4 protein-coding genes are annotated in these 5805 nt (G+C 47.2%); all 4 read right to left on the reverse strand.

Annotated features, from left to right (window positions below):
• Positions 1–321: 321 nt before the first annotated feature.
• Entirely contained in the window at positions 322–1857 is a 1536-nt protein-coding gene (gene hutH, locus CAG68_RS00885; RefSeq protein WP_161440683.1) for a histidine ammonia-lyase, read from the reverse strand.
• Between the two features lie 11 nt (positions 1858–1868).
• Positions 1869–3566 carry a urocanate hydratase gene (gene hutU / locus CAG68_RS00890; protein WP_161440684.1) on the reverse strand — a complete coding sequence of 566 codons (1698 nt, stop codon included), beginning with the start codon at positions 3564–3566 and terminating at the stop codon, positions 1869–1871.
• A 73-nt stretch (positions 3567–3639) separates the two neighbouring features.
• Complete coding sequence (gene hutG, locus CAG68_RS00895; RefSeq protein ID WP_161440685.1) at positions 3640–4650, reverse strand: formimidoylglutamase; 1011 nt, start codon at positions 4648–4650, stop codon at positions 3640–3642.
• A gap of 1 nt (position 4651) precedes the next feature.
• On the reverse strand, positions 4652–5805 hold a 1154-nt coding region (gene hutI / locus CAG68_RS00900), incomplete at its 5' end, for an imidazolonepropionase (protein ID WP_202599816.1).

The following is a 5805-nucleotide window of genomic DNA, read 5'->3' on the forward strand; positions in this document are numbered from 1 at the left end:
AACCAAAACTATGTGGGATTATATGCGAATATCTGCGTAGCAATGGTCCATCCAGTGAAAACTTCACCGTATCCTAACAATAAGACACTATTTCGGCGGATAAACCGTTAAAAACGCATACTTTAGCAACGCTTTTATTTGTGAAAACAATAAACAACGACCTTTTCGCTCGCCTATCTTTTAAAGTATAGCCATCAAAGTAGACTGGCGTTCATAAATAGTGCCATCAACATGTTTAATCGTATGTAAAAAGGCTCCACGCTGAACGTAGAGCCTTCAAGTCATTATCTGTTTATTCGATGAAATGCCAGTTATGCTTGGTTATTGAACACTTGGTAACAAGCTCTCTGGCATGAGCGTGTTGTGGATAGCCAGCTTAAGCAGAGTATTTGCCTGTTCAATGTCTGGAGCAAAGTAGCGATCTTTATCGTAGAACGATACTTTTTCACGCAACATTTGTTTCGCAATCTCAATACGCTCAGAGGACTTGTTTGGTGCTCTAAAGTCTAGGCCTTGTGCTGCTGAGAGGTATTCGACCGCTAGAATACCGCGAGTGTTTTCGCCCATTTCTTTCAACCTGCGAGCCGCGAATGTTGCCATTGACACGTGATCTTCTTGGTTTGCAGATGTTGGCAAGCTGTCTACTGACGCTGGGTGAGCGAGTGTTTTGTTTTCACTTGCTAACGCAGCAGAGGTAACCTGAGCAATCATGAAACCAGAGTTCACACCACCATTGTCGACTAAGAACGGTGGTAGTTTTGATAGCGCGCTATCGATAAGTAATGCCATACGACGTTCAGACAAGCTGCCGATCTCGGCAATCGCAAGTGCTAGGTTGTCGGCTGCCATTGCAACAGGCTCAGCGTGGAAGTTACCGCCAGAGATGATGTCACCATCTTCAGCAAACACCAATGGATTATCTGATACGGAGTTCGCTTCTACTTGTAATACTTCCGCCGCATTGCGGATTTGCTGTAAACACGCGCCCATCACTTGAGGCTGACAGCGCAAAGAATACGGGTCTTGTACTTTTTCACAGTTAGTGTGCGAATCACCTATTTCACTCGATGTGTCTAACAAATGACGGTATGCGAGTGCTGCGTCCATCTGGCTGCGATGACCACGTACACGGTGAATGCGCGGATCGAATGGACGTCGGCTGCCGAGAGCGGCTTCAACAGACATTGCACCACAAACGGTTGCTGACGCGAAAAGGTCTTCCGCGATAAACAGGCCTTCCAATGCGAACGCTGTGGATGCCTGAGTCCCATTTAGTAGCGCTAAGCCTTCTTTTGGCGCCAGAGTGATAGGCTCTAGACCTGCGATTTTTAATGCTTCTTGCCCGGAAATGATTTTACCGTTGTGGAGAGCTTGTCCTTCTCCCAGTAATACAGTGCTCATATGGGCTAGAGGAGCTAAGTCACCTGATGCGCCAACAGAGCCCTTTTTAGGTACGCAAGGGTAAACTTGTGCGTTGACTAGGTCGGTCAGCATATTAATGACTTTTAGGCGAATCCCAGAAAAGCCACGAGACAGACTATTGATTTTTAATACCATCATCAGGCGAACCGTTTCATCTGACATAAACTCACCGATACCTGCCGCATGAGAAAGAACGATACTGCGTTGAAGTGTTTCTAAATCTTCTGGTGCTATTCGTGTGTTAGCCAATAGCCCAAAACCAGTGTTAATTCCGTAAACCGTTCTATCTTCCGCGATGACTCGGTCTACGACTTGCGTGCTTTCTTCAATGGCCGGAATGGCTTCAGGATCCAAAGTAAGGTTGACTGGTGAACGGCTCACTTGGCGTAGTTCGTTTAAGCTAATATGACCCGGCTTTAGCGTTAAATTTAACATCTCTTTCATCCTTACTTGAGCTTCTTCAGTTCTTCGTTAAGCATTGGCAAATCTAGCCCTTGCTCTGCTGCACATTGTTTAGCGATATCGTATCCCGCATCAGCATGACGCATCACGCCTGTTGCTGGGTCGTTATGCAGCACGCGGGCAATACGTTGTGAGGCATTTTCACTGCCGTCACAGCAGATAACCATACCTGAGTGTTGCGAGAAGCCCATACCTACGCCACCGCCGTGGTGCAGTGAAACCCAAGTTGCGCCGCCCGCCGTGTTGAGTAGCGCGTTTAATAATGGCCAGTCTGATACGGCGTCAGAACCGTCCATCATACCTTCGGTTTCACGGTTCGGGCTTGCTACAGAGCCAGAGTCTAAGTGATCTCGACCAATGACAACGGGCGCTTTAAGTTCGCCATTTTTCACCATTTCGTTGAATGCTTGACCAAGACGCTCACGATCTTTAAGACCAACCCAGCAAATACGCGCAGGTAAACCTTGGAACTGAATGCGCTCGCGAGCCATATCTAGCCAGTTATGTAAGTGCGGATTATCTGGAATTAGCTCTTTTACTTTTTGGTCGGTTTTATAAATGTCCTCAGGATCGCCAGAGAGAGCAGCCCAACGGAAAGGACCGATACCTTCACAGAATAGAGGACGAATGTAGGCTGGAACGAAGCCAGGAAAATCGAATGCGTTTTCTACGCCTTCTTCCAAGGCCATCTGGCGGATGTTGTTACCGTAGTCGAGTGTTGCGGCGCCGCGATTTTGCAGCTCTAACATCGCTTGAACTTGCACAGCCATGGATTTTTTCGCTGCTTTTACGACCATTGCTTCATCTTGCAAACGCATTTCTGCTGCGTGAGACATGCTCCAGCCTTGTGGTAAATAGCCATTGAGCGGGTCGTGTGCAGACGTTTGGTCTGTTACGACATCAGGCGTGATATTACGTTCTACCAGCTCAGAGAAAACGTCTGCTGCATTACCTAGTAGACCAACCGATACTGGTGTGTCTGACTCTTTAATGATAGCTAGCGCTTCATCTAAAGAAGTCGCTTTCTTATCGACATAGCCTGTACGTAGGCGGTAATCGATACGTGATTCATCACACTCTACTGCAATCATGGAGAAGCCCGCCATTGTACCAGCGAGAGGTTGAGCACCACCCATGCCACCAAGACCACCCGTTAGAATCCAACGGCCATTTGCGTCACCGTCAAAGTGTTTTTTTGCAACAGATACGAACGTTTCGTATGTGCCTTGTACGATACCTTGCGAGCCAATGTATATCCAGCTGCCAGCGGTCATTTGGCCGTACATCATCAAGCCTTGTTTATCGAGCTCGTTGAAGTGTTCCCAGTTTGCCCAATGCGGAACAAGGTTTGAGTTTGCGATAAGCACGCGTGGGGCATTTTTATGAGTAGGGAAAACACCAACAGGCTTGCCTGATTGAACTAAAAGCGTTTGGTCATCTTCGAGTCTTTCAAGTACTTCAACAATCTTGTCGTAACATTCCCAGTTTCGCGCTGCTCGGCCAATGCCGCCATATACAACCAGTGAATGTGGATGTTCTGCAACATCAGGATCAAGGTTGTTCATCAGCATACGAAGAGGGGCTTCGGTTAGCCAAGATTTTGCGCGCAGTTTATCTCCGTGAGGTGCACGAATTGTTCTGCTTGTATCAAGTCGTGGATCTTGTCCCTGGCGCTGTGTCATTTCAGACTCCTTTAGTTTCTCGTGATGACCAAGTACTTGCTTGGTCGTAATAATCAGTGGCATCTGGGATGCATTATGGTTTGTGCTGTTTTTCCGCCATTGCGTTGGCGATATCCCAACACAAACGGGCAGCTAATCGTGCTGTTTGACTATCGACGTCATAATTTGGGTTGTATTCGGCGATATCAGCCAGCATTAACTTATTTTTGTAATGAAGAATTCGATCTAAAAAGGGGGCAATTGTGTCGTAACTCACTCCCCGAGCTGCTGGTGCGCTGACTCCAGGTGCGGTTGCGGCAGGAAATACATCCAGATCAATGGTCAAATAGAGGTGGTCACAGTCGTCAATAAAATGCTGAAGCTGAGTTAAGTGATAACTGTGGTTTAAGTAGCAGAGCTGATTGTCCTCTACATACCAAACATTTAACGCATCTGCTTTTTCAAATAGCGCTTTAGTGTTGCTACTGCGGCTTACACCAATACAAGCGTAATGAAAGTCCCAATCGTTACGTTGACAAAAATGATGAATTTGGTTGAAGGGTGTACCAGAGCTCGGTCTTATGTCGGCGAGGTTACTCTCGAATGCGCGCAAATCGAAATGCGCATCGAAATTGATAATGCCGATTTTAGGCTTCTTCTCTGGATGGTGCGCTTTAAAATATTCCGCTAAGCCGGAAAACGAGGCCCACGCAATCTCATGCCCACCACCCAGCACGATGACTGGCGTATGGGGCAGTGCGCTTGAAATGGTTGCTGCACATAGAGCTTGGCTCTCTTCAAGTAAGTCGTCTTCACACACCACAGTACCTAAGTCATATAGTGGGGCGTCTTGGTGCCATGCTAAATTAGCGAGTGCTCGTCGGATTAAGTCTGGCGCTTTTTTCGCGCCAATGCGTCCTTTGTTTCTCGCAACGCCAGCGTCGGTAGCAAAACCGAGTAATGAGACGCCATGCGCAACGGCACTCAACTCATCTGCTTTTTGGCGTTGAACAACGTGATAAATTCGCTGACCAAGCTTGCCGTCCTCGGCATCATGACGGCCTTGCCAATGAAATAGGGGAGAGTGTAGGTCGAATTGAGACATATTATTGGCCTCCGTGTGAAATGTATTCACCATTTACTATACGACCTACCAGACGTTTTGCTCCGACTTGATAGCTTAAATCCGCAGGGCTTTCGATATCCCAGATAGAGAAGTCCGCATCAAACCCTACTTTGATTTCGCCACGTGAGTTTTGATAACCCAGAGCTTTGGCTGCATGTTGCGTTACACCACGCAGTGCTTCTTGCGGTGTAAGGCGAAATAGCGTGCACGCCATATTCAGCATGAGTGTGAGATCAGAAAATGGTGATGTACCTGGGTTGACGTCCGTAGCAATTGCCATCGGCACGTTATGCTCTCTCAATAACTCAATCGGTGGTAACTGAGTCTCTCTTAGAAAATAAAAAGCGCCAGGCAATAGAGTGGCGACGGTGTTTGATCGAGCAAGTGCTTTAACACCTTGCTCATCTAAAAACTCGATGTGATCCGCTGACAGACCGTTGTATTGCGCAGTGAGGGCTGTACCACCGAGATTAGAAAGTTGCTCAGTATGCCCTTTAACCTTTAAGCCGTGGCGTTTTGCAGCTACAAACACTTTTTCTGTTTGTTCAAGATTGAAACCAATCGATTCACAAAAAACATCGACACTCGTAGCTAATTCTTCCTTTGCGACAACAGGGATTATCTCCTGACAAATGTGCTCAATATAATCATCTGCACGACCTTGAAACTCTGGCGGAATAGCGTGAGCGGCGAGAAGTGTAGTGGTGATTTTAACTTTGCGCTCTTGCTCTAGCATTTTGGCGGCACGGAGCATTTTTATTTCATCATTCAGTGTCAATCCATAGCCAGATTTCACCTCGACAGAAGTGACGCCACTCGCGAGTAACCCATCTAAACGTGGTAACGCTAACTCAACTAGTTGTGCTTCGGTTGCAGAGCGTGTCGCATGTACCGTTGAGAGAATCCCGCCGCCTTGTTTGGAAATTTCTTGATATGGCACGCCGTTTAAGCGCATTTCAAATTCGTTGGCACGATTGCCCGCGTAAATAAGATGAGTGTGGCAGTCGATCAAACCTGGCAGAACTAACTGGCCTTGAAGATCGATACTCTGAGGGTAATGTTGGGCAGACAACAGAGACTCGGTTTGCGGTGCGTCTTCACCAATGGCACAGGTACTGATCGCAACGATTTTTC

This window comes from Vibrio sp. V42_P2S4T144, assembly GCF_009904715.1.
GTDB lineage: Bacteria > Pseudomonadota > Gammaproteobacteria > Enterobacterales > Vibrionaceae > Vibrio > Vibrio alginolyticus.

Excerpts from the sequence above, each read along its gene's own strand:
- hutH (WP_161440683.1), bottom strand. The coding sequence starts at position 1,857 with ATGTTAAATTTAACGCTAAAGCCGGGTCATATTAGCTTAAACGAACTA.
- hutU (WP_161440684.1), bottom strand. The coding sequence starts at position 3,566 with ATGACACAGCGCCAGGGACAAGATCCACGACTTGATACAAGCAGAACA.
- hutG (WP_161440685.1), bottom strand. The coding sequence starts at position 4,650 with ATGTCTCAATTCGACCTACACTCTCCCCTATTTCATTGGCAAGGCCGT.